At 27.9% G+C, this 22910-nt stretch carries 32 protein-coding genes; all 32 read right to left on the bottom strand.

The window, feature by feature from the left end:
- Nucleotides 1–3: 3 nt before the first annotated feature.
- On the bottom strand, nt 4–612 hold the full coding sequence (locus N4A57_RS18155; protein ID WP_293659515.1) for a hypothetical protein: 609 nt from the start codon (nt 610–612) through the stop codon (nt 4–6).
- A 635-nt stretch (nt 613–1247) separates the two neighbouring features.
- Complete coding sequence (locus N4A57_RS18150; protein WP_293659514.1) at nt 1248–1700, bottom strand: divergent PAP2 family protein; 453 nt, start codon at nt 1698–1700, stop codon at nt 1248–1250.
- A 16-nt stretch (nt 1701–1716) separates the two neighbouring features.
- Complete coding sequence (locus tag N4A57_RS18145) at nt 1717–2601, bottom strand: polyprenyl synthetase family protein (protein WP_293659513.1); 885 nt, start codon at nt 2599–2601, stop codon at nt 1717–1719.
- A 31-nt stretch (nt 2602–2632) separates the two neighbouring features.
- Entirely contained in the window at nt 2633–2866 is a 234-nt protein-coding gene (xseB, locus tag N4A57_RS18140) for an exodeoxyribonuclease VII small subunit (RefSeq protein ID WP_293659512.1), read from the bottom strand.
- Nucleotides 2835–4079 carry an exodeoxyribonuclease VII large subunit gene (gene xseA / locus N4A57_RS18135; protein ID WP_293659511.1) on the bottom strand — a complete coding sequence of 415 codons (1245 nt, stop codon included), beginning with the start codon at nt 4077–4079 and terminating at the stop codon, nt 2835–2837. Before xseA ends, xseB begins: the two co-directional genes overlap by 32 nt.
- Entirely contained in the window at nt 4061–4918 is an 858-nt protein-coding gene (folD, locus tag N4A57_RS18130) for a bifunctional methylenetetrahydrofolate dehydrogenase/methenyltetrahydrofolate cyclohydrolase FolD (RefSeq protein WP_293659510.1), read from the bottom strand. Before folD ends, xseA begins: the two co-directional genes overlap by 19 nt.
- A gap of 2 nt (nt 4919–4920) precedes the next feature.
- On the bottom strand, nt 4921–5880 hold the full coding sequence (locus N4A57_RS18125; RefSeq protein WP_293659509.1) for a Kae1-like domain-containing protein: 960 nt from the start codon (nt 5878–5880) through the stop codon (nt 4921–4923).
- A 1-nt stretch (nt 5881) separates the two neighbouring features.
- On the bottom strand, nt 5882–6286 hold the full coding sequence (gene nusB / locus N4A57_RS18120) for a transcription antitermination factor NusB (protein ID WP_293659508.1): 405 nt from the start codon (nt 6284–6286) through the stop codon (nt 5882–5884).
- Nucleotides 6287–6411: 125 nt separating this feature from the next.
- Nucleotides 6412–6786, bottom strand: coding sequence for an Asp23/Gls24 family envelope stress response protein (locus N4A57_RS18115; RefSeq protein ID WP_330671555.1), 375 nt, complete (start codon nt 6784–6786; stop codon nt 6412–6414).
- 76 nt (nt 6787–6862) lie between these two features.
- Nucleotides 6863–7534, bottom strand: a complete 672-nt coding sequence (locus N4A57_RS18110) for a SpoIIIAH-like family protein (protein WP_293659506.1) — start codon at nt 7532–7534, stop codon at nt 6863–6865.
- Between the two features lie 28 nt (nt 7535–7562).
- Nucleotides 7563–8150 carry a stage III sporulation protein AG gene (locus tag N4A57_RS18105; RefSeq protein ID WP_293659505.1) on the bottom strand — a complete coding sequence of 196 codons (588 nt, stop codon included), beginning with the start codon at nt 8148–8150 and terminating at the stop codon, nt 7563–7565.
- Nucleotides 8151–8165: 15 nt separating this feature from the next.
- Nucleotides 8166–8780: a stage III sporulation protein AF gene (gene spoIIIAF, locus N4A57_RS18100; RefSeq protein WP_293659504.1), complete on the bottom strand. Its 615-nt coding sequence runs from the start codon at nt 8778–8780 to the stop codon at nt 8166–8168.
- 8 nt (nt 8781–8788) lie between these two features.
- Nucleotides 8789–9961, bottom strand: a complete 1173-nt coding sequence (gene spoIIIAE / locus N4A57_RS18095; RefSeq protein ID WP_293659503.1) for a stage III sporulation protein AE — start codon at nt 9959–9961, stop codon at nt 8789–8791.
- 10 nt (nt 9962–9971) lie between these two features.
- Entirely contained in the window at nt 9972–10358 is a 387-nt protein-coding gene (spoIIIAD, locus tag N4A57_RS18090; protein WP_293659502.1) for a stage III sporulation protein AD, read from the bottom strand.
- 14 nt (nt 10359–10372) lie between these two features.
- Nucleotides 10373–10576 (bottom strand): stage III sporulation protein AC, encoded by a 204-nt coding sequence (spoIIIAC, locus tag N4A57_RS18085; RefSeq protein ID WP_095129908.1) that lies wholly within the window; start codon nt 10574–10576, stop codon nt 10373–10375.
- 24 nt (nt 10577–10600) lie between these two features.
- Nucleotides 10601–11119, bottom strand: a complete 519-nt coding sequence (locus tag N4A57_RS18080) for a hypothetical protein (RefSeq protein ID WP_293659501.1) — start codon at nt 11117–11119, stop codon at nt 10601–10603.
- A gap of 21 nt (nt 11120–11140) precedes the next feature.
- Nucleotides 11141–12151, bottom strand: a complete 1011-nt coding sequence (spoIIIAA, locus tag N4A57_RS18075) for a stage III sporulation protein AA (RefSeq protein ID WP_293659500.1) — start codon at nt 12149–12151, stop codon at nt 11141–11143.
- 110 nt (nt 12152–12261) lie between these two features.
- Nucleotides 12262–12654, bottom strand: a complete 393-nt coding sequence (locus tag N4A57_RS18070) for a CD1247 N-terminal domain-containing protein (protein ID WP_293659499.1) — start codon at nt 12652–12654, stop codon at nt 12262–12264.
- Nucleotides 12655–12695: 41 nt separating this feature from the next.
- Entirely contained in the window at nt 12696–13253 is a 558-nt protein-coding gene (gene efp / locus N4A57_RS18065; RefSeq protein WP_293659498.1) for an elongation factor P, read from the bottom strand.
- A 17-nt stretch (nt 13254–13270) separates the two neighbouring features.
- Complete coding sequence (locus N4A57_RS18565; protein WP_330671554.1) at nt 13271–13402, bottom strand: M24 family metallopeptidase; 132 nt, start codon at nt 13400–13402, stop codon at nt 13271–13273.
- A 1-nt stretch (nt 13403) separates the two neighbouring features.
- Nucleotides 13404–13586: a M24 family metallopeptidase gene (locus tag N4A57_RS18560; protein ID WP_334303735.1), complete on the bottom strand. Its 183-nt coding sequence runs from the start codon at nt 13584–13586 to the stop codon at nt 13404–13406.
- 305 nt (nt 13587–13891) lie between these two features.
- A complete protein-coding gene (locus N4A57_RS18055) occupies nt 13892–14458 on the bottom strand; it encodes a hypothetical protein (RefSeq protein WP_293659496.1) in 567 nt (188 codons plus the stop codon).
- Entirely contained in the window at nt 14455–14949 is a 495-nt protein-coding gene (locus N4A57_RS18050; RefSeq protein WP_293659495.1) for a type II secretion system protein, read from the bottom strand. The genes N4A57_RS18055 and N4A57_RS18050 overlap by 4 nt, the downstream gene beginning before the upstream one ends.
- Complete coding sequence (locus N4A57_RS18045; protein WP_293659494.1) at nt 14950–15273, bottom strand: type IV pilus modification PilV family protein; 324 nt, start codon at nt 15271–15273, stop codon at nt 14950–14952. It abuts the gene before it with no gap.
- Complete coding sequence (locus N4A57_RS18040; protein WP_293659493.1) at nt 15270–15707, bottom strand: hypothetical protein; 438 nt, start codon at nt 15705–15707, stop codon at nt 15270–15272. Before N4A57_RS18040 ends, N4A57_RS18045 begins: the two co-directional genes overlap by 4 nt.
- On the bottom strand, nt 15704–16897 hold the full coding sequence (locus N4A57_RS18035) for a hypothetical protein (protein ID WP_293659492.1): 1194 nt from the start codon (nt 16895–16897) through the stop codon (nt 15704–15706). The genes N4A57_RS18040 and N4A57_RS18035 overlap by 4 nt, the downstream gene beginning before the upstream one ends.
- A 2-nt stretch (nt 16898–16899) precedes the next feature.
- A complete protein-coding gene (locus N4A57_RS18030; RefSeq protein ID WP_293659491.1) occupies nt 16900–17937 on the bottom strand; it encodes a hypothetical protein in 1038 nt (345 codons plus the stop codon).
- A 2-nt stretch (nt 17938–17939) separates the two neighbouring features.
- Complete coding sequence (locus tag N4A57_RS18025) at nt 17940–18440, bottom strand: hypothetical protein (RefSeq protein WP_293659490.1); 501 nt, start codon at nt 18438–18440, stop codon at nt 17940–17942.
- Nucleotides 18441–18448: 8 nt separating this feature from the next.
- Nucleotides 18449–19252 (bottom strand): type IV pilus biogenesis protein PilM, encoded by an 804-nt coding sequence (pilM, locus tag N4A57_RS18020; protein WP_293659489.1) that lies wholly within the window; start codon nt 19250–19252, stop codon nt 18449–18451.
- 48 nt (nt 19253–19300) lie between these two features.
- Nucleotides 19301–19732 carry a type II secretion system protein gene (locus tag N4A57_RS18015; RefSeq protein WP_293659488.1) on the bottom strand — a complete coding sequence of 144 codons (432 nt, stop codon included), beginning with the start codon at nt 19730–19732 and terminating at the stop codon, nt 19301–19303.
- Between the two features lie 119 nt (nt 19733–19851).
- Nucleotides 19852–21042: a type II secretion system F family protein gene (locus N4A57_RS18010; RefSeq protein WP_293659487.1), complete on the bottom strand. Its 1191-nt coding sequence runs from the start codon at nt 21040–21042 to the stop codon at nt 19852–19854.
- Between the two features lie 11 nt (nt 21043–21053).
- Nucleotides 21054–22697, bottom strand: a complete 1644-nt coding sequence (locus tag N4A57_RS18005; protein WP_293659486.1) for a GspE/PulE family protein — start codon at nt 22695–22697, stop codon at nt 21054–21056.
- Nucleotides 22698–22910: the final 213 nt, after the last annotated feature.

The raw sequence follows: 22910 nt of genomic DNA, 5'->3' as shown, positions 1-22910 counted from the left end.
TTATTAATCTTTAATTATATTTAAACCAAATTTTTTCTTTATCTGGTGTAACAACTTTCCTACCGCAAATACAATTTCCTTTGAATGACTTATTCCAATTTCTTTTCCTAATGCTTTTCCTCCAACGGTAAGGGATGCTACAACTCCACTCAAAAACACATTTAATATACTCTCTGAAATAGAGTGAGATTTAATAAGTACAGCTATTTTTAATATAATAACAGCACTGGCCATACCACTTACTATACCACATATATCTCCAATAACATCATTACAAAAATTTGATACAGTACTGGCATTTCTGATTAGTTTAACCGACTGCTTTGCACCTGCCACTTTTCTTGATGCCATAGAGTGAAATGGCTTTTCATTAGCAGATGTAACTGCTACTCCTATCAAATCAAACAATATTCCTATTGATATTATGAATAACAGCACCAGAAAGGCCATATATATATTGAGTTTATTTATAAGTAAGTCAGATATAAGTGTAATTAATATGGATAAAAAAAATGTCCATATTGTTATAAGGAACACCCATTTTCGACTTTTATACAAAGATTTTTTAATGCTCTTAAATAAAGCTGTTTTATTATTAGAATTCTTAGACATATATTATCACCTTTATAAGTATTAAAAATAGGTGGTGGCATAATGAATAAATTTTGCGGCTTAGGTCTAGTTGGATTTCCCAAAAAGATACTGATTTGTCGCCAAATCAGTGGTTTCCCTTCAAATCTTTTTATGTGTTGTTGCCAATGACATGACTAGATTACCACTTAGTCCACACTATAATCTTCAATACGCCTTTTTCAAACAGTCTAGGAGCTTTCCCCAACAGTCAACTCATTTCCTAGCCTCTTTTGCAGAACAGGTTTCAAACAGCAATAGTATAATTTTATTGGCCTATAAAACAATATTTTCATCTATTTATCCACCATATTCCACTCAAGGCAGGCTACTCTATACGTAGTACTTATCATACCACAATTATAGGTTTATCCTAACAGATAGAATTATCTTCTGTTAAGTCTCCACGGAGGGAGGGTCATCGCCCACATGCCATTGCGGATCGCCCCCTACTCCTTACTCCCAGCGTTAACCCCTAACTGGGCGTTAGCAGCACACACCAGGAACTTCATTGATGTGCCCTTTGACGGATTTTTAGGCCCGCCTTCAGAAATGAATGATCTGACTAGAATACTGCACCACCTATTAACTTTTTATAATTAATCAAAATTCAGTTACTACATTATCATATTTGCTATAAGTATACCCAATAATGCTCCTGCAAAAACCTCAATAGGTGTATGTCCTATAAGTTCTTTTAATCTTTTTTCTCTTATTTCTTTTAAACTTTTGTGATTATGTTTATCAGCAATAATTTTATTTAGTATCATAGCTTGCTTTCCTACAGATCTTCTTACTCCAGAGGCATCATACATAACTACCATGGCCACAGCTAAACTTATGGCATATTCAACAGAACCCCAACCTGTTTTTAGTCCTACAGCAGTAGACAAAGACATGACTAAAGCAGAATGTGAACTAGGCATTCCACCTGAACCGACAAATCTATATACATCAAATTTCTTATCCATTATTAATGTTAAAATAACTTTTAATATTTGAGCAATAAACCAAGCAATAAAAGTAACTGATATTATTTCATTATTTATTAATTCATGTATAAAGAGCAAATTTTTTCCTCCTCAATTAGTATTCCCTTTTTACAAGATATTTTGCTAATTCAATGAAAAATTCTGCTTTATCTTCATATTTTTTAAGTAAGTTTATACTTTCATCAAATAATAAATTTACTTTTTTTATAGATTCTTCCATTCCATATAATGAAGGATATGTAGATTTGTTATTTTCTATGTCACTTCCAACTTTTTTTCCTAATTTTTTTTCATCACCTATAATATCTAGAATATCATCTGTAATTTGGAATCCTAACCCTATATTTTCAGCGTATTTAGTTAAATCCTCCAATTGATTTTCAGACGCTCCTCCTATTATGGCTCCTGCTCGTATAGATCCTCGTATTAAAGCTCCTGTTTTCTTTTTATGTATAAAGTCTAATGTGCTTTTATCAATCTCTTTATCTTCACCAAGAAGATCCACAACTTGGCCACCTATCATTCCTGAAGAACCTGAAGCCCATGCAATCTCTTGAGCTGCTAATAACTTATTTTTATTAAAATCTCCTAAAGTAGCTTTTATTATTAATTCATAGGCATAATTTAAAAGTCCATCTCCAGCCAATATGGCCATAGCTTCACCATAGATTTTATGATTTGTTAATTTACCTCTTCTATAATCATCATTATCCATTGCTGGTAGATCATCATGAATTAGGGAGTAAGAGTGTATCATTTCCATGGCACAAGCATATGGTATTGCGTCTTCATAATTTCCTCCTACAAATTCACATGCTGCTAACATTAATATAGGTCTTAATCTTTTACCACCTGCAAATACACTATATCTCATTGATTCATATATTACCTTTTCATAAGATCCTTCATTAGGCATATATTTGTCTAATGCTTTTTCCACTACTTCTATTTTAGTCTTTAAAACCTCTTGGATGTCCATACTTGTGCCCTCCATTTCCCCGTAGCTAGCCTTAATTTTCAAAATCTACAAATGTATCCTTGGCTAAAACTTTTATTTTTTGATTTGCATTATCTATTTTATTATTACAAAATCTATATAAGCTAATGCTCATTTCATATACCTTTAAAAGATCGTTTAAAGATAGATTCCCCTCATCTAAAAGGGTTGTAACCCTTTCTAACTTATATAAAGCTTCTTCAAAGGTATCATTATTACTCAGAGCTAATTGAGCAAAATCTTCCATTTACAATAGACTCCTTATGTTTATTTTCAACTGTACATATTAAATGGCCATCTTTTAAATTTACTTTAATTTTATTTTCTATTGAAACCTCATCTATGCTACTAATAGTTTTACAATTAGTAGATACAATAGCATACCCTCGGTTAACAGTAGCAAATGGATTTAAGGTTCCCAACTTTAAACCTAGATTTTCAACCTTAAATTCCATCTTACTCAAATAATTTTGTACAGAAAAATCCATAATCTGTTTAATACTATTAATATTATTTTCATATGTATTTAACTTATTTTCCACAATTTTTTTCCCATTTACAGGTTTTAATTTTGATAATGTATTTTCCATATTCACAAGATTTTTCTCTAGTGAAATTTTACTTTGTTCATATTTTAGTTTAATAAAATTTTTAATATCTCTTAAATCCTTTACACATATTTCAGCAGCTGCAGAGGGAGTTGGTGCCCTTAAGTCAGAAACAAAATCAGCTATAGTGTAATCTGTTTCATGGCCAATACCTGAAATAATAGGGATTTTAGAAAAAAATATGGACCTTGCTACACTTTCTTCATTAAAAGACCAAAGTTCCTCAATAGAACCTCCACCGCGACTTAAAATTATTACATCCATATTGTCATAGGTACTATTTATTTTCTCTATAGTATCACAAATAGATGTACTTGAATTAACTCCCTGAACTAAACTTGGAAAAATATATACATTCACTAAAGGGTTCCTTCTACTAATTACAGAGATAATATCTCTAATTGCTGAACCAGTTGGTGAAGTTATTACCCCAACTTTCTTAGGAAAGTTAGGGATATTTTTTTTATGCATAGGAGAAAATAAGCCTTCTTTTTCTAAATAATCCTTTAATTTTTTAAATTTCTTATGTAATTCTCCTAAACCTTCTAATGATATACTCTGAGCATATAATTGATATTGTCCATCCCTCTCATACACAGATACATAGCCTTTAACAATTACCTTTATGCCATTTTGAGGTTTAAAGTTCAAAATATTAACATTATTCCTAAACATAATGCAATTTATCTTACTTTCCTCATCCTTAATTGAGAAATAAGCATGACCACTTGAATGTAATTTGAAATTAGATATCTCTCCCTTTAAAGAAATATTATTCAGTATGGGGTCAATAGTTAATAGTTTTTTTATATATTTATTTAATTCTGTAACGCTTAAAGCTTTAAGTTCCATAGTTTTTCAGTTGCTTCCAAAGTATTTTGAAGTAGCATAGTGATAGTCATAGGTCCTACACCACCTGGAACAGGAGTAATCCATGAAGCCACCTCTTTAGCACTATGAAATTCCACATCACCTACAAGTTTGCCTTCTAATTTTCTAGTTCCTGCATCAATAACTATAGCTCCTTCTTTTATCATATGTCCCTTAATTAAATTAGGAACTCCTGCAGCTGCAACTACTATATCTGCTTCTTTTAAAAATAGTCCCATATTTTTAGTTTTAGAGTGACAAATAGTAGTTGTACAACTTTCCTTTAATAATAATAAGGCTGCAGGTTTTCCTACTATATTACTTCTACCTACTACTACTGCATTTTTCCCAACCATATTAGTGCCAGTTCTTTTTATTAGTTCTATTATTCCTTTTGGAGTACAAGGCACATATGATTCTTCTCCTAGTGTTAAATTTCCCATGTTTATTGCATGGAAACCATCCACATCCTTTTGTGGTGAAATATGTGAATTTACAAGGTTTTCATCCATATGCTTTGGAAGAGGTAATTGAACTAATATGCCATTAATTTTATCATCCTTATTTAAACGATCTATAAGTTTTAACAATTCTTCTTGCGTTGTAGATTCTGGAAGTTTATGTTCTTCTGAATGAAATCCTACACTTTTACATGCTTTTGCTTTCATTGATACATATACATGAGAAGCCTCATCTTCACCTACGATTACAACAGCCAATCCAGGGACTATACCCTTTTGTTCTTTCATTCGGTTAACTCTTTCAATTATGTTTGATCTTATTTCCTTTGAAATTTTTCTTCCATCTAATATTTTTGCCATTTTTATTCCTCCTGAAAAACAGCTTCAGCTCCTATAAGTGCACTTCCAATAGCATTGTCACTACAATGGGAAGCCTTAGCAAAATATATACTTGTTGAGTCCTTAATCCTACTACATAAATGGGCTTTAATGAAATTACTAGATGCAACACCGCCCACTAAAATTACTTCATTTATATTATAGTTTTTAGTGGCATAATTTATCATAGAGCTTAAACCTTTGATTATGCATTCAAAGACCAAAAGACTTATGTACTCCTTATCAATTTTTTTTTCAATTAATTTGGAAATTTTAGTCTCTGGTCCTGAAAGACTAATTTCACTACCTTTTGTAAATATTTTTACTTCTTCTGTAATTTTCCCATTGGAATTAGATGCAATTTTATCTAATTGGGCGCCTGCTGGAAAATCAAAGCCCATTTTTACACCTGTTCTGTCTATAAATTGTCCTACGCTTATGTCTGTACTTCCACCTATTATATCTATAGTATAACCTATTTTAGAATTTCTTTTAACTGAAAGTAATTCTGTTGTTCCTCCTGATATATGAACAGCTAAAAATTTTTTTCCAACTTGGCCGTTAATAGAATGAAGAGCAGCCCTAATATGATTTTCTTGATGACTACATTCAAAATATTTACAACCTAGCACATTAGATATAGTTTGTCCAAAAGAAGTGGACGCCTTGAAAACTGGCATGTATGATTTGTTTATAGGTCTTGGCTTACTACTAACACATACACCTTTAATTCTATCACAAATTTGTAGGTTTCTTATTTCTTTAAATAAAAGTGGCATATTATTTATATGTTGAAAAAGGGCATCTGATTGTCTAAGCCCTCTTTTACCTTTTGGTACTTTCAAAAGTTGCCTTTTATCTAAAATAATGTTTCTATCCATATCCACAAGGGCAATTGATGTGGTGTAGTTGCTAGTATCTATGCCTAGTACATATTCACTCATGTTAGTTGTCGCTCTTTAAAACATTACCCAAAATACCATTTATGAAGCTACCAGATTCCTCTGTACTAAACTTTTTACCCATTTCTACAGCTTCATTAACAGCTACTAGATTTGGAATATTTTCATCATATAAAATTTCAACTAGGGCTATTCTTAGAATACTTAAATCAACCTTTGCTATTCTATCGAATTTCCAACTTTTTAAATTTAATTTAATAACTTTATCCACATGTTCTTTATGTTCTATTAAATTAGAAATAATATTCTTTACATATTTTTCTTGCTTATCATTTTTTGGTATATTCACATCTATTAATTCGTTTAACCTTGTTACAGAAAAGTCCTTGTGTATCTCCATTTGAAATATTATCTGCATTGCTATCTCTCTTGCCATTTTTCTTTGCATAAAATCCTCCTAATAATTGTAGTATTATAATTATTGTTTCACAAATTTCATATTATATATGAATAAAAACTTAAATTTACCCTCTGATTAATCAGAGGGTAAATTTATCTTGAAAAATTGAAAAATTACTTTTCTGCTTCTTGGTTTTGGTTCATGTTTACACCTTGAACATGAATATTAACTTCCAATACTTTTAATCCTGTCATAGTTTCGATTGCTTTTTTTACATTCTCTTGGATTTGCCATGATACCTCTGGAATTTTAGCTCCATACTCTACTATTATATATAAATCTATTACCGTTTCCTTTTCTCCTACTTCTACTTTTACACCCTTTGATAGATTCTTTTTACCTAGTATTTCTGCAATTCCTCCGGCAATTCCACCACTCATACCAGCTACACCTTCCACTTCTGTAGCCGCTAGTCCAGCAATAATTCCTACTACGTCATCAGAAATTTTAATCTGACCACAGTCCATATTTTCTAGATTATCCTTCACAGAAATAACCTCCTGATTCATATTAATTTTATCTAATCTTTAGTATACCAAAATCATGTTTTTTTTACAAACTTATCTAAAATTTATTAGAGATTTTTATATTGTCCATAGAAGTCTTAGTTTCTCTTGTGACAATATCTAATATTTTAGCCATATCAGAACTTGACAGTTCTTCTGTTTGCACTATTACATTTACTGAATGTTCTGTTACAAATACAACAACATCTTCAAATCCTTTAGATCTCACTAAATTTTCTACTATTTTTTCCTTATTTATAGTATTAATTATATTCATTTTTTCTTTATTAGCTAGTTTTCTACTACTATCATCTGTTTTATCGTTATTTATTATTTCATTTAGTAATTCTAACATTTTTTCTCTTTCGATATTTATATTTAGTCTAGATTCTATAAAAAAATTATCCTTTTCTTTTGATAATATGCCATTTTCAATAGTTTTGCTAGTTTCTGATATTATATCTTTAACTTCACTTTCAGTACTATCTATAACGGCTAAGTTCTTTTCTGTTTTTTTAACCACCTCTTGAGTAGGTTCTTTAGTTACAACAAGTTGTTCATTTTCATTTAACACATTACTTTTTGCTAATTTGTTTTCCTCATACTCTTCAAGTTCTTGAGAAGTTTCCAAAAGTGAAAATTTATTAATAGAATAATTCAAGTAACTTATTGCACATAATAGAATGACCAAGGAAAAAATAAACAAATTTTTCTTTTTAATTATAAACATATTAATCCTCTCCTTTTTTCTTTTAGGTTTATTTCTTTTCATATACCATTACCTTATGTGATGGTATTTGAAAGACAGTTTTGACTGCATCTATTATGGAATTCTTAACAATTATATTTTCTGCTCCCTGGGCTACTACCACTACTCCTCTTATTTCTGGTTTTATTTCTTTTATTACTACTAGATTCTTTTGTTGGTTATTTGTAACAATATTTTTAGAAGTGTTTTCTTGTTTTGTTGTTCTAATGCCACCTTGTGAATCTTTTTCTTGAGATTCTTCCATAGAACTAGTTACATTCATGGCTGGTATTACTTCAGAGGTAGTTTCATAGGTTATCATTACATTAACATCCCCTACCCCTACTATTTGTGACAATATGCCTTCTAGTTCCTTCTCCGTAGTATCATTATATGTATTAGGATTCTCATATTCCTTATCAGATATTTTTTTTTCATTGACTAATTTAATATTTGATTGAGATTTATCACTTATATCTATAATGTCCAATCCTATCAATCCAATTATGCTCATTATTATTATCATGATCAAACTATTCATTAACTTTTTATTATTCTTCTTATCTAATAGATTTTTGAAGAAGTTAAAGATTTTCATATTTATCCCCTTCCTTTAATTTTCATTTATTATTGTTATATCAGTAACATCTAAATCATAGAAGAGTGCTATTTCTTTCTTTATTTTATCTATTTTTTTACTTTTGCTTTTTTCTTCTTTTACATTTTCCCCTTTATTATTACTTACATTTACATATATTTTTTCTATTTTATTTAAATGATTTTTTTTATTTTCCTTAAATGAAATTCCTATTTTAACATTTTTAATAGTTCCAAAGTTATCACTAGCAGTATCTTGTATTATTTCTGTATCTACCTTATTGACTATTACAGCATAATCCTTAGAAATTCTATCTTTTATATGTCCCTCTAGCTTATTTTTATATACTTTTATAATTTGTTCTTCTTGGTTTAAATTAATATTATCTTTTTTTATTTCTAATATATTACTATCCAAAATGGCTGATGTTCTTATTATCTCTCCTTCAATATTAATATTACCTTTTACCAATAGTAAAATAGGATTTAATATTACAATAATAACTAAAATACCTATTACTAGATTCACATATTTTTTAGTAGAACCATTAGGCAATATAACTTCTACTCCTGTAGTGAATATTATTAAAACTAATATGTTTTTTATCCAATTTTTAAATAAAACTTCCACTCAATCACCTACTTTAATATTAAGGTCAGATTGCCTGTTCCAATTATAATGGTTACTGCCAAAAAAAACATAATGGCAACTGAAGATACAACTGCAAATACTAGTACCATAGCTTTACTTATTTCATTTAAACAATTCACTAATTTACTATCTGTTATAGGTTCTATTATGGCTGCTGATATTTTATATAAGAAGATTAATGATAGTATTTTGATCAAAGGCATTGATACTATAATAAGAAGAATTATTATACCAATAATCCCCACTGCATTTTTTAATAAAACAGAACAGCCAATTATAGTATCAAAGGCATCTGATATGAATCCTCCTACCACTGGAACAAAGCTCTCTACAGCGAATCTAGCTGTTCTTAGAGTTAGTCCATCACTGGCTGCGGATGTTACCCCTTTAATTGCTATAACACCACTAAATAGTGTTAGAATAAAACCCATAGCAACTAGGGTTCCTTCCCTTAAAAGGGAAGATAATCTATTTATATGAATCTTCGACGAAAGATTATTAACCATACTCAATATGGCAGTAAAAAAAATAAGGGGCATGATTAAAGTTTGCATAAATGTACTTACAATTGATATGGAACTAAATATTATGGGTTGAAACAAAGTTGCTGTGGTTATTGATCCTGTACTTACTATGAAAGTAATTAATATGGGAAATAAAGCTTGCATAAAACTTAGCATATTTTCAATACTTTCATTACCTATACTTATGGCACTTGAGAAGTTTTTAATTGCTAGAGTAATAATAAGTAAATAACATACCATATATGCTAATTGAGCCACTGAGTCACTCTCAAAGGCAGATGATAAGTTATTTAATAAAGTACATATTAATGACAAAATTATTATGTGTGCCAATATGTGTGAATTTGAAACTATTTCCCTAAAAAGTACTTCTACAGTATATTCAATACCTGACTTTACAGAATAATTTCCCTCCCCTTTTACTAGGTCTATTAACATTTTTTTTATATCTATATTTGATAATTTACTTTTTCCATTAGCATCTATTTCATCTAATATCTTATCTATAGATTGAAAATCTATATTATTTATTTGTTCATTCAATATATCATCTTGTGAATAGGTATTATTATCTAATGAATAGGACGTAGATGTTAATGCGAAAAATATTAGTAACACTAAAATTATTTTTTTCATCTTATTCACCCTATGCTATTAATTGAATAATGGTATTTAAAAGCCCTACCAAAATTGGTATAGCTAATACCATTATTAGTACTTTTCCAGCTAATTCAATTTTTGAGGCAATAGCTCCTTCACCCGCATCCTTACAAAGTTGTGCTCCAAACTCTGCTATATATGCTATACCAATAATTTTAAATATTGTGGATATGTATATAATATCTATATCAAGTCTTTTAGATATCATATTAAGAAGTTCTAAAACGGTTCCTAATTTAGATAATATAAAGAGAAATATTACTAACCCTGCTACTAAGCTTATTTGTAGTGAGATTTCAGGTTTATGTTTTTTAAAAGTCATAGATAAAACAGTTGCTATTATACCTACTCCAACAATCTTGAATATATCCATATAAATCACCCTTATTAGTAAAGTTGAAACATGGTCTTTACAGTAGCAAATAATTCACTTATCATTTTTATAATCATAAATAATACAACAATTATTCCTGCTAATGTGGTCATCATTGCTTGATCGTCTCTGCCAGAGCGTATAAGTACCTGATTTAGTACTGTTACTACTATTCCTATTCCTGCAATTTTAAAAATCAAATCGACGCTAACATTCATGACAATCCTCCTTTAACTTTGTTTTTATATAAAAATTACTACTATGGCAATTCCGATTAAGGCGCCTATTTTTCTATACATATCTCCATATTGTTTTGCCAATTCATAGGCTTCCTTTTTTTGCTGATCTAATTCTATATAAGAACTTTTGAAAAAAGTTTGTTGGTGCTCCTTGTCCATGTATCCTAGATTTAGAAAGAGATTATACATTATGTCAATGTCATCTTTTAACATAAATAGATTGTTACCTTCTTTATCTATACTTATTTTAAAGGCTTCCTCTACTGTATAACCTCTTTTAGTAGATAGTAAATTTGAAATCTCTATGAAAACCTTTCCTATACTGTCTTTAGAATATTCTCCTGCCCTATATAATGCATCAACTAATCTTGATGATGTAAACATTATTTCTGTTTCTAATTGTTGTATACTACTATATAGAGCTTTTAATTCTTTAAATCGTTGAGTATAGGAGTAAGAATACATGTACCCTATAAAAGTGCAGGCTCCTATAATTAAGGTTGATAACACTAACTTAATCAACAATTTAATTCCTCCTTTGTTTTAATTGATAAAATTATATATTTTACTCATATTACTCCCATCAATTACTTCCTTTACAGTTCCTACCTTAGGATTATTGGTTAAAACTAAAATACGCTGGAATATGCTTTTTTCTATTAATTCTCCTACATGCTCTCTGTTTTTAATATCATCCACATCATATCCATGTATGGTTGTTATTACTTTTACACCAGCATTTAAAATACTCTTAATTGCCTGTACATCTTCTTTTTTACCTATTTCATCAGTGGCAATGACATTAGGAGACATGGATCTTAAGAGCATGAATATACCTTCAGCCTTTGGACAAGCATCTAATACATCTGTTCGTATACCTATATTATTTTGAGGAATTCCCTTATACATGGCACAAATCTCCGAGCGTTCATCCACAACTCCCACATTTGTTCCAATATAATTAAATGTTTCAATACCATTACTTAAATTTCGTATAATATCCCTCAGCAAAGTTGTTTTGCCACATTGGGGAGGAGAAATTATCAAAGTATTATAAATATCTGTGGAGTTATTAATTAAATACTTTATGATAAAGTTAGATACCCCTACTTTTTCGTGAGCTATTCTTATGTTTAATCCTGATATATCTTGTATAGTTTGAATTCCACTTCTATTAAAAACTACACGTCCACAAATGCCTACCCTATGTCCGTTTTTTAAAGTTATAAATCCATTTTTTATGTCTTCTTCAAAGGCATATATTGAATAATCTGTCACTAATTGATATGTTTTTAGTATGTCTTCTTTAGACACTAGATAGGGTTCATTTAAATTAGTTTCCATATGGCCTGAACTATTAATTAAAAAATCCCTATTAGATTTATTTATTATTAAGGGTCTATTTGTACGTAGTCTAATTTCTTCAGTTCCATTTAATTTTTCTTCTGAGATTTTTAATAATATATCTCTTATATTTAATGGAAATATTTCCAATACATTATGGGGTAAATTTTTCACTTTTTTATAGAAATTATTGTCTTTTGAGAAATTCATAATAACATGTCCTCCTTTATATAATTAATATTTAAACTTAGTCTGAATTATGCTAAAAAATAAAAAAAAGATTCCTAATTAATATTAATTAGGAATCTTTTTTTTATTTTTTATTCATTTGGTTCAACATATATGTGTTCATTACAACTTGGACACAATAGTTCAGTTTCTTCATCATTGCTATACATTACTTCATCATCTAAGTAAATTGTATCACCACAGCTTGGACACTCAACTTCAACTAAATCCAGATCATCTTCTAGTAGATTTTCTTCATCTTCTTCAAATAAAACTTCTTCTACTTCAGATAAGTCTTCATCAATACACTCAACATACTCATCTAACTCTTCTACTTCCTCATTCAAGTCAGATAATGCATCAGCAAATTCCTCTAGAACATCTAAAATGCCTATAAGTAATTTACCTTCCTTTGAGCATTCGGTTACTTCGATGCCTTCTGCTAAACCTCTTAAGTATGCTACCTTTTCATATAGATAGTTCACAGATACGACCTCCTTTTGCTTAGTTACTATAATAGTATTGCCTAAGCTCTAGATAAATACTCACCAGATCTTGTATCTATTTTAATTTTATCTCCTTCATTAATAAAAACTGGAACATGTACAATTGCACCTGTTTCTACTGTAGCTGGTTTAGTTACGTTAGTGGCAGTAGCCCCCTTAATACCTGGTTCCGTTTCAATTACAGCTAATTCTACAAAGTTAGGAGGATCCACTTGGAATGCACTTCCATTGAAGAACTTAACTGTTGCCATATCATTTTCTCTTATGTACTTAACTGCTTCCTCCACATGTTCTTTTGTAAGAGGAACTTGGTCATATGTTTCATTGTCCATGAAATAATATAAATCACCATCACTATATAAATACTGCATTTCTTTAGTTTCAATATGGGCTTTTTTAAACTTCTCATTTGGATTAAAAGCTTCTTCACGAGTAGAACCTGTCATTATATTTCTATATTTAGTTCTAACAAAAGCCGCTCCCTTTCCAGGCTTTACATGTTGGAAGTCCAATATTACATGTGGAACTCCGTTTATTTCAAATGTAATACCTTTTCTAAAATCTCCTGCGTAAATCATTATTATCCCTCCACATTTTATAATTCTATTAATTCTTTTGATGATTGGGATAGAACGTCATGGCCCTTATAGGTAACTAATACTAAATCTTCTATTCTAACTACTCCAAACTCTGGAATATAAATTCCAGGTTCATCAGTAATTTCCATATTAGATTTTAATATGGAAATTACTAATGGGAGATAGCCTCGGGCTCTCATGAACTTCCATTCCTACTCCATGGCCTAGACCATGACTAAAATATTCGCCATAACCCTTTTCACTTATGTAGTCTCTAGCGATTTTATCTATTTTTGAACACTCTTTATTAGGCCTTATATTTGCTAAAGCCATCTTTTGAGCCTCTAAAACTATATTATAAATTTCATTTTATTTTTCATTAGCCTTACCCACAACTACAGTTCTAATCATATCAGAACAATAACCTTCGAAATCAAGGGTTATAAAATCTCCTTATTGTTTTGATTAAAAAGATTTTTAAGATTATTGATTCTCTCTTCTATGGGAATCATCTCCCGTAAAACCTATGTAATATGTAAATTTTGCATATCTTTTATTATGATATCATAAATTAGTTACTTTGAGTAGAATTTTATACTTTATTTTTTAGTAATGTATGTTTATAGATAATAGTATTTTTAATAAATGTATTTATATTCTATAATCTCTGGAGATTTAATTTTTACAATGGGTAGATTATTTTCATCATAATGATTTACCTCTAATTTTGCCAAATCCATAAGAATCTGTATTTTACTTTTACTTTTATTATAGGTTCCCTCACTTTCGATTATTACTCTGTTGTATTTTGGTTCATATGTAGTTTTTATATTATATTTGTGATTGTGTACATATTTAAATATGTTGTCTTTTTTATAATTATAATTATATATTCCTTCAACAAAGGGTTTATTTATGTATTTATGTACATCTAAAGGAGTATATTCTTTTTCTTGTTTATTAATATATTCTAATTTATGCATTTTAGTTCTTAGGAAATATGAGTTTATATAAGCATTAATGTCATCATAAATTTTGTCACTAATCTCTTCGATTCCGCTTTCAGCTAAATACTTGGCTTTATAATAATCACATTGTAATTGTACTGTCATATTATCATGCAAATTAACGGTTATAACTACACCTGTTATTATCATAACTATTCCTAAAATTACTATTAAGTTTACATATGCGAATCCTTTCATATACCTTCACCTATAAAAATAATTTTTGTCTCTTCATTTTGAAATTTATCTCCTATTACTATTTTTATTAACTTAGAGGGAATAAGTTCATTTACTTTAATGTATTTTATATTTCTACTTAATACATTTTGTTCTCCATATGAATTTTTCCTTAATTGGCCTAAGTTTTTATAATAATACAAATCTGTATTTTTACTATTTGTATATCTTCCACTTAAATTTATTTTGTGTACTTTTCCACAAAAATCAGTTCCTTCTAAAGCCATATCTTTTTCTTTAAATTGAATATTATCCTTATTTAATTGACTAATACTAATCTCTATTAATTGAGCCGCTTCTTTGAGTTTTAATTTATGTTCTAATTCTATAGTGGTATAGATATATTTTTTACAGTATAGGGTAAATATCATCATGCTTGCAGACAATATTATAACCATAATTCCCATGGACAAGATTAGTTCTATTAATGTCATTCCTTTTTTTCCTTTCATTTACATATCTCCAGTGTACTCTTCATGGATTTCTTCCTTAAATAAACTATGATTTCCCTCTAACCTATAAAGAACCTCTTTACCTTTGATTGTTATTAATATCATATTATTGTACTTTGAAATTTCTATTTCTTTTTTTAGTTCTTTATTTCCTTTAAACTCTTCCATGAGGTTAACACTTTTAGTTATATGGTCAGATGTATGCAGGTTGTGCATTCTATTTAATAAGACACAAGATTTTATTACAATAGAACTAATTGCTGTTAATAAAACTAAAGAAATTAACACTTCTATTAAAGTCATGCCCTTTTCATATTTTTTCATTTTATATCTTCTACCTTCACTTCATTTGTCACAGGGAGTATTTTAATTCTCATTTGTTTATGATTTTTATTTTCTATGACAACATTAAAATATCTACTATGGCCATTAGAGTTAAAATCTAAAATACTTATTTCTTTACCTATGAACCTAATTCTATTATCGATTTGAATATGATCTATTATTTGAGGATTAAAGTTTCTTTCTCTTATTGTGATAGTGTTTTCATTTGAGTCAAATATTACTCTGTAGGGAGTTCTTTCCTTAATACTTATTTCCTTTGCAAGCTCCATGTAACTCTTTATTATTTTTCCCGTGGATTGTAATAAAAAATCATCTATTTTATTAGTATTAAATTTAAGAGAAAGAGTAAAAACAATGGTCATAAGTGCCATTAATATTATTATTTCAATTAATGACATGCCTTTACTTTTCATATTATTTTATTTTCTTCTAATTGGTATAGAGTATATATTACTTCTGATCTTTTCATTGGTATATTCATTCCCTCAATACTATTTGATTTTTTATATTTTTCATTAAGAATTTTATTTTGGATTTCTTTCCATGAAAAGTGACTATTTCCAGGTATTCTTCTTAATATTTTTTCGAATAAATGATAATCTAAACTTTTATAGGGATCAATTTTTACTAAATCTTCTTTTGTTAAATATTTCTTTTGGATAAACGTTTCAATACAATTGCCATATTCCCCAAATTCTTTAGATTCTTTAAGTATTTGTACATTATTCTCAACAAAAAAATTATTTTTATCTATTCTATCTAATAAACTCATAAATTCTCCTAATTTAATCTCTCCTTCTGGTGTATAAGTTAAATCATAACGGGCACTTATGTATCCCCTTTTGACAAAAGTATATATTTCCTCAGCTGCCCAATTAGTGTTAATATCTTTAGGACATTTAAAGTGATTATCTCTTAATAGGGCATAAGTACCTCCTGCGTATCTCATTTTTACTATAGAGGTATAACTACATTTATCTAGAGATTTAGTATACAAATATGTCCAGCCCTTATTTCTCAACTCATATATTCCTACATTTTCTTCATAAGGAAAATCAAAAGATATATGTATTGGCTCATATATACCTTTTTTCCAATCTTCCATATTAACTTCATATAAACTTCCTAGTTTTTCATATTTTTCAGGGATTTCATATGTTTTTTTCTTTATGGATAGATATATATCCTTATAAAATCTGTTTTTAGTAAAGTCTATACCAAACATTTTATCCTTACTTTCTACCTTAACTTCATTAGGTTTCAACTTAATATAGTTTATATTCATTTCAATAGTATTAATATTTCTAAGGGAAAAGTTTTTATTGTATTCTTTTTTGAATCCGTCCTTGTAACCCCTTACAAAATTTAATATATACTGAGGCCTTTCTCGCTCTAGATTGCATTCATTGATTATTTCGTAATCCTTTAAAATTGCTTTTTCCCAATTTTTTTCTCGTCCATTAGAATAATCGGCTTCTCCCTTGAATTTTCCCACTTGACCTCCGAGCTTACTTCCTGCCTCCTCTCCTTCACTAGTTTGAGCATATGCTATATTAAAAGAAATTAATAACATTGATATAATTATAAAAATGATTTTCTTCATTTTTATTTCTCCTCACTCATATACATGGATTTTATACAAATACTACCATGTTTTTTTGTTTTAATTAAAAATTCTAATCGCTGAAGTACTGATATGGTCTTAATTTCACTTAAATCAAACCAATAGCTATTCTCAGTTTTTGTTGGAATTATTTTATGAATATATCGTTCATCATCTTTTATGATCATCTCGCATAAAACGGATCCATCTTCTATTCCAACTATTTCACATCTTAAAATTTTAGTTTTTTTAGGAATTAGAATATCCTTATCAAAAAATAAAATTAATTTGCTACTTCCACTACCATAGACATTATAATCTATATTTAAAGAATCCCTTTGAATAATCAATTTACTTTCTATAGTATTTCCTCTATTTAAAAGATTGGGACCATATTTTAAATAGGGGAAAGTTATTTTTTTAGGTATTATTACTTTATCTTCTACAATTCTATTAAAGGGATTATTATTTATTTCAATAGGTAAATAGGTTATTTGGGGTATAATGGTAATACCTTTTTCTTCTTTAATATTGCCTAGGCACAAGTTTATACTTCCTTGGATGAGATCCTTTTCCAGTTTTTCTAAATCTATTTTATTTATAATTATATTCTTTTCATAATTTCTCAAGGTACTAAGTAGATTCATAATTTCTTCAAAGGTTCCACAAAACTCTCCACTTATGTACCAACAATTATATGTACTAGATATATTCTCATCCTTCCTTAAATATATATCAAACAAATTCAAATTATTAATATTGAAAAATTCTTCTATTAGGGTAATGGCTTCATCTTCTTCTAAGTTTATGAAAAAATCCTTTTTTACTTTCCTTAGTTTTAATTTTTTAAGTTCAAATTCACTTAAATATTCATTAGCATTTGCTAGATTTTCATTAATTTTATCTAAATTACAATTAACTCTTGTGGCTCTGTCATTTATAGTTATAGCTCTACTTATTTCTTTGTAGGAAGAAATTATTAAATTTAATACTATAAATATAAATATGTAATATTTTCTCTTTCTAATATATGTAATCATGTTTAATTCATTCCTATGTCAAAGGATAGATTAAATTCATATCCATTTTTTCCTTTTTTAGTTTCCATTTCAATATTTTCAAATACATTTAAACTTATTAGACTATTTTTATAGTTTTGCAAACTACCTAATAAGGATGTTCTTCCACATACAAAAATTTTGTCTTCTGAAATAGACAAGGTTTCTAATGAAATTTCCTCAGGAAGTATGTCAGTTATAGTTAATACCAATAAATCACTAATATTATTTTTGTCAATAATGTTTTTTTTCGCTATAGATATATTTTCGATTTCTTCATCAATTTTTCTGTTATGTTTTTCATCTTTTTTAACTTTTTTTGCATTAGCATAATCTATTTTGTTAAAAGTTTTGATTATATCAGATTTTTTCTTTAGAATATAACCTTCACATATAAATATGCATAATATGAGAGAAATTAAAATGTAATTAATATATTTTATTCTTTTGCTTTTTTCTTCTTTAAAAAAGTTTATATGTTTCATTAATCCACCTACCTGCTAATAATTGAACCTAAGATTTCAATATTGTCTAAAATATTTAGCTTATTAGAAATTTCAATCCCATGTATTTCATTTAATATGGGAAGATTCAATTCTTTTAGGTTATTAAAAGCATCTCCTACAAAGGCAATTTTACTTACAGGACTTTTGTATTCTTGCTCAAAATACTTAAATAATCTTCCTATCATATCTACAATAGATTTAGATTTTTGCATATTAATAGATTTACTAATAAGGTCATATTTGTTATTTATTATATTTAAGTATAAATGATCTTCTTCTAATCGCATAAAAGCTATAGTTTCATGAGAATTCATTTCTTTAAATATTTTAAATATGGAGTCTGCAGCCACATTTAACACATGGGGTTTTAGATTAAAATTGAGACAGAGTTCTCTATATTCATCTATTATCTTTCTAGGACAGGATACCCATAGTATCTTAATTCCTTCAGGGCTCTTTTTTAAAATTTTGTACCTAGTAACATATTCTTTGTTTTTAGGTATATGTTTTTCCCATTCATATGCCATGAAAGAATCTATATTCCTTTCCCTTTTAATGGGAGTTTGTATACTTTTGCATATGAGGTTAGGATTATTAAATATAAAGGATACCCTTTTGGAACTGATTTTTTCATCTTTTAATAGACTATTAATCATTTTTTTCCTATTAGATTCATAATAAGAATTACTAAGAGTATAAAATTTTTTAATGTGAAAAAAATTATTTTTATAGTTACCATAAACTATTTTCACTTTTTTCTCATTTATTTCTATGGATAATTTATCAAACAATTTTATACTCTCCTTTAGGCAGTGTAATAATTATCAGAACTTACTTTATTATTTTTTTTTGATTAATTTTACGTCAATATCATCATTGGCAGATATGGTAATTTCAAAGCGCTCAAAATCATCTGATTTAGGATAAAAATCTTTACCTAATAATTCTGTTAAGAGTACTGTGGCTTTTGCTCCATTTGAATCATCTTCACCATTGATCTGCAATCCGTCAACTGTAATACTTTTATCTTTCTTTATATTTATGACTCCAGATGTATTAGAGTCCTTTAGTGTTATCTCTTGATTCAATAAAGAAAAGGTCAATGCCTTTTGAATGGTATCTTTAGCCACAGTATCCACACTTCTTTTAGCTTGATTTGTAAAACCTCCTATTTTAGGTACCACCATAGCCATTAATATGGCCATTATTGCTAATACACCTAAAATTTCAATTAAAGTAAAACCTCTATCATTGTTCTTAATATTTTTCATGTTTCTTCCTCCTTTTTATTGTAGTTGAAATTCTAAGTATATTATTTGTAATTATTCCATTTTTTATAACTTTTAACAAAAAAATAAAGCCATAATATTGAATTTATTTGAATGATACTTTACATATAATTAACCATATCCATCATATTAAACATGGGGAGTACTACAGAAATAACTATGGTTCCTATTATTATTCCTATGGTGGATAAAAAAACAGGTTCCATCATTATACTTATCTTTTTCAATAAATTTTCTAACTCACTATAGTAAATTTCTTCACCCTTTTCTAATAAAAAATTTAATTTAGAAGATTCTTCTCCAATTCTAATCATTAATATTAAGGTTTCTGGAAATATGTCTGTATTTTCCAGTGAATTATAAAGGCTTTTTCCACTTTGGATTTCATATAGTACATTTTTAAATTTATTTTTAATATATACATTATCAATAGTATGGATAAAATTATCTAAAGCCCTTTTAACAGGCACATTACAATTTAACATTAAACTCATGCTACTACAAAAATTACATGCTAGATCTAATATTAATAGATTTTTAATAATGGGTATTTTAGTTTTTGTTTTATCCACAAAATACTGTTTATTTTTATATAAATATAAAAAAAGTATACTCAATATAATTATATTAATGACCATGCCAATTAAAATTTCCATACTATACTGACTTATTTTATAAATTATTTTAGTAGAATAGGGTAAGTCCATATCCATTGTCTTAAATATACCAGCCATGCTTGGAATGACAAAATTAAATATAAAAAATACTACCCCTATGGTGGCAAGGGTTAAAATTATTGGATACATTATGGCATTTACAAATTTATTCTTAACCTTTTCCCTTTGCTCATAAAAATTTGCCATTTTATCCATTAAGATATGCAATGTACCTGTATCTTCAGCAATCTTTACCATTCCTATAAAGAAATTGTTAAAAGCCCCTTTACAACTATTCATACTGTTTCCAATACTATTTCCATCTTCAATTTCCATAGAAATAGTTTTTATGACATTTCTTAATTTTATACTTTTAATCTGTAAAGATAATATTTTAATACTTTCACTAAATGAAAGATCTGCCATTAGTAATGTTCCTAACATTCTGCAAAATACTATTGTATCCTTGTATGAAAGTGATCTTATTATTTTTAATTTGTAACTTTTACGTATTTTTAATGGATATAAAGATTTATCATGTATATATGAGATTACATCTTCTTTTTTTTCTGCCAGACAATCTCCTTTGAATTCATTTCCATCGTCATCTATGGCCTTATAAACATATTTAGTCAAGTTAACACCTCTTATTTTGTAGAATAATATAACCCTATGAAATCCTCTAATGTAATCTTTCCACGTTTCAATAGTTTTAGCCCAGCTTTTTCCAAGGTACTCATTCCATTTTCTATTCCATAGCTTCTTATCTTTTCTAAAGAAAATTTTTCGTTTATTAATTTTTTTATATGATTATCAACAGACATAATTTCATAGATGCCTAGCCGGCCTTTATAACCCGTATTATTACAATAATTACATCCCACTCCTTTATATAGTTTTTTTATATTTCCCACTAGGAAACTTTTATTTTTATAAGCTACCTTACAATTAGGACAAATTTCTTTTACTAATCTTTGAGCTATTACACCTATTAAACCATTGGATATTAAGTAGGGGTCTATACCCATATCTTTTAATCTTAATATTGTAGAGAATGTATTTTTAGTATGTATAGTACTTAATACTAGATGGCCTGTTATAGATGCCTTAAAGGCAATTTTAGCTGTATTTTTGTTTCTGATTTCTCCTATCATTATTACATCTGGATCTTGCCTTAATAGGGCTTTTAAACCTGATTCAAAGGTCATCTTTATTTTTTCATTTACTTCCATTTGGTTTAGGTTCTCCATCTTGTATTCTACCGGATCTTCAATGGTAGTTATATTTTTACTTTTACAATCTAATTCATTTATAATGCTGTATAATGTGGTTGTCTTACCACTTCCAGTAGGGCCAGAAATTAAAATTATACCTGAATTTCTCTTAATCATATTTTTATATATAAGTAAACTTTTTTTGTCTAACCCTAATTCGTCCCTTGTTTTAATAAATTCCTGGCGATTTAATAGTCTAAAAACTATCTTTTCACCATAAACAGTAGGGATAGTTGAGATTCTTATATCAATATTATTACCACCTATATTTATTTCATATCTTCCATCCTGAGGAATTCGCTTTTCTACTAGATTTAGTTGACACATATATTTTATGTGTTGAATTAATGCTTCATAAACAGACCTAGGAAGATTTTCTACTACTTTTAATTCACCATTTATTCTAAATCTTATTATTAAATTATTATTTTTAGGTTCTATATGGATATCGCTACTTTTCATGTGAGCAGCCTTTTTAATTAAAAAATTGAAAAAAGTTCCTATTGAAGTTCCATTGATTGGCATTATATTATGATCTTTTTCTTCCTTATCCCTTTTTTCAAGTTCATAAATTAACTCTTCTTTCAATACATTATCATAATATTTTTCAATTTGGCATAATATATGACTTTTAGTCCCAATATAGACCTCTATATCTAATTCTGTAGTATTTTGCATATACTCTATTAAACTAATATTTAAGGGATCTTCCATTAATATTCTCAAAAATCCGTCACCCTTATAAAATGGAATTAATAGATTTTTAGTAACAAATTTTTTGCTAAAAATTTCTATAATATAACTATCTATAGTGTGATTGTCTAACTCTATAAAAGGAATATTTAGTTGTTTACTCAATGTTATATACAATTCTTTTTCATCTACATACTTTTTTTTTATTAATATTCTTCCTAATTTTTCATTATGAATTTTTTGAATATCTAAAGCTTCACTTAATTGTTTTTCACTTATAAGCCCATTTTTTATTAATAGTTCTCCTATTTTGTTATGTATCATTAGTACCCTCCGTTTCTATATGTTAAGTTATACGTATATTCATTATTATGGGTTTATTGTAAAATTTTATGTTTTTTTATGTTAATATTTTTATATATTTAGTTCCTTTTTATTCCTACTCGGAATTGAATATGTTTTATAGAGTATATTTCTTTTTTAATTCCATTAAAAAAGATGCTACAATACTTGTAACACCTTTAAATACTTCTTATT

Origin of the sequence: Anaeromicrobium sp. (assembly GCF_025210435.1) — a bacterium.
In the GTDB taxonomy this organism is placed as follows: domain Bacteria; phylum Bacillota; class Clostridia; order Peptostreptococcales; family Thermotaleaceae; genus Anaeromicrobium.
Note: the sequence above shows the minus strand (reverse complement) of the source record. Positions and strands in the feature narration are given on the sequence as shown.